Raw genomic sequence first — 2491 nt, forward strand, 5'->3', positions numbered from 1 at the left:
ATCTGATATACCCAATTGATAGTGACAGGAAAACAGCCACTTTCAATTATGAGCTGACCCCCCTTGATAATGCTTATGTGGATCTGGCACTGACTCTTTACAATACCGAAACAGAGTTTTTTCAGGACGGATTTTTCGGTCCCTTCACCGGCACAGGCGAGAGTACTGGTTTTGATTTACGTAATACATCTATCTTAGGTATGCATGAAATCACCTATGGAGTTGATTATCGTAAAGATGAGTCTAGCGCCGATGGGGATGGCGAGAATTACAAAGATGAGTCAAAGGTCAAGGGTGTTTATCTTCAAGATGATATCCAGTTAACCGATGCATTATTGTTAACCGCGGGTCTTCGTTACGATGACTATGAATTAGATACAGATTTTGGAAATACATCTCATAATGAAAGTGATCTCAGTTCTAATGTGGGTCTAAATTTTCACTTTACCGATAATTGGAGTGTGTTTGCTTCTTATGCTGAAGCCTTTAAAGGTCCTTTGGCACAGGATGCGTTTAAACTCGGCTTTACAACGCAAGCCGAGGATTTGAAACCCGAAAAGGCAGAGAATATCGAATTCGGTGTTGCCTATGACTCAGCAACATGGTTTGGTTCTGCCAAAGCCTATAGAAGTGAAATCAAAGACGTTATTGGCGTTTCAGGAACGGTAGGCCCAGCCAGAAATATCTTTGATAATTTGGGTGATTTAGAGTCAGATGGTTATATTCTGGAAATAGGTCATCGCTGGGATAGCTTAATGGCGAGAGTCAGCTATCACTACAACGATGCCGAAGTGGATGGTGTGGAAGCGAATGCTTATGATCATAACGGTATAGCTAATACGGTTCGTGACACATTCATTGCTCAACTTGATTACCAACTTAATTCACAATGGAATTTTGGTTGGAATGCGCGTTTTGTGAAAGGCCGTGATGATATTGATTTTGTGGCTCAAACCACATTTCCAGATGCAGAAATTGACCAGCCTGGCTATGGCATCCATGACTTTTATACGCAATGGAGGCCGTCATTATCAGAAGATGTACGGATAATGCTTACGGTACAGAATATTTTTGATAAAAATTATATTGATCATGCGAGCGTAGCCGATTTCACTGGCTTACCAGGTTATGGTTTAGTGAGAGGCTACAATGAACCCGGACGTGATGTTCGTCTGAGCGTGGCCTGGCAATTCTAATTCATTAAGCAGGTTTTCCCTGAAAATGCTTGATGAGCTTTGGCCGGATGTTGCAATGACATCCGGCTTTTTTCTATATTTAGGTTAACTTTTTTTCTCAATAATATTGCTGGGAGAATATTTCCAGCAAAGCACCAGAGCCAGAATAAAAGTCAGCCATTCGGCCAGCGGAAGGGCGATAAGAAACTGTTTATCTGGCAACCATGTGACAAACAATAATAATAAAGCTGCAGGCAGTAGTAAGCCTCGGGTTAAAGCAACTAACATAGATGGTAGCGGCTTTTGCATAGCGGTTAAATACACGGATAACGTGACATTCAGTCCATTGACAACAAATAACGGCCAAACCAGCATAATAAACTCGGCAGATAACTGCTGGCTTTCCACGGCATTATCCTGCAAAAACAATTGTATCAACCACTGTGGATAAAGCAGTAAAACACTAATTAGTAAAAGTGATAAAACCAGCACCAATGACATAGCCGTGATTAAAAAGTCTCGAATCCGCTTTGCCTGAGCAGCCCCATGATTTTGACTGATTAACAAATGCAGAGCATCTGCTATACCGTAATAAATCATCAGACTGATGAAAATAAGATAGTTAATCACTGCAAACGCCGCTAAACCATTGACTCCTTGATAGATAATCAGTAGCCAGTTAAGCAATAAAATCACCATTCCACCGGAAAGCTCATTCACAAATTCTGATAGCCCGTTGTAAGCGACTTTAGTCACCTCCGACCAGTTTCCCGGCATTAAAAGTAACCTTAAGCGTCTATTTTTGCTGAGAAAATACGTTGAAAGAATCAGCATCTGTACGATCTGTGCTGCAAGAGTTGCCAGAGCCGCCCCCTTTAACCCCATTTCCAGGCTGATAATGAATAGCGCATCAAGTGCAATGTTTATTAACGCCCCGGCAACCAAAGCGAATGTCCCCAGTTTTTGGCGGTTATCCAGCCGGATAAAGTAATACAGCACCATACTGGTCACTTGTAGAACCAGTACCACACAAATAATATGAAAATAAGGCAGAACCAACGTTATCAATTCATTCGGCGCACCCAATAACGTTAGTATTTGTCGATCCAAAATGAGTGAAAACCCCATAAACAGCAGACTGACAATTAAAATACTTATCAGGCATTTACTGAACACGGCAGCAGCGGCTTCGATATTGTTTTGCCCCAAATAACTACCGGCACGAACAGCCCCACCAATGGAAAACATCAGAGCAATAGCAAAAATCAGCGTAAAAAATGGAATCAACAACGTTATGGCGGCCAGACCCGCCGATG

Annotated in this window: 2 protein-coding genes; one reads left to right on the forward strand and one right to left on the reverse strand. The window is 41.9% G+C overall.

The genetic code is table 11. The features are described 5' to 3' along the window. Positions 1–1196, forward strand: a 1196-nt coding sequence (locus B3182_RS14270; protein WP_292753219.1) for a TonB-dependent receptor, incomplete at its 5' end; no start/stop codon positions are given. 84 nt (positions 1197–1280) lie between these two features. On the opposite strand, the gene B3182_RS14275 is transcribed toward B3182_RS14270, so the two are convergent. Next, positions 1281–2491: MATE family efflux transporter (locus B3182_RS14275; RefSeq protein ID WP_292753222.1), on the reverse strand; the 1211-nt coding region annotated here is incomplete at its 5' end.

Source organism: Methylophaga sp. UBA4204 (genome assembly GCF_002379485.1).
GTDB lineage: Bacteria > Pseudomonadota > Gammaproteobacteria > Nitrosococcales > Methylophagaceae > Methylophaga.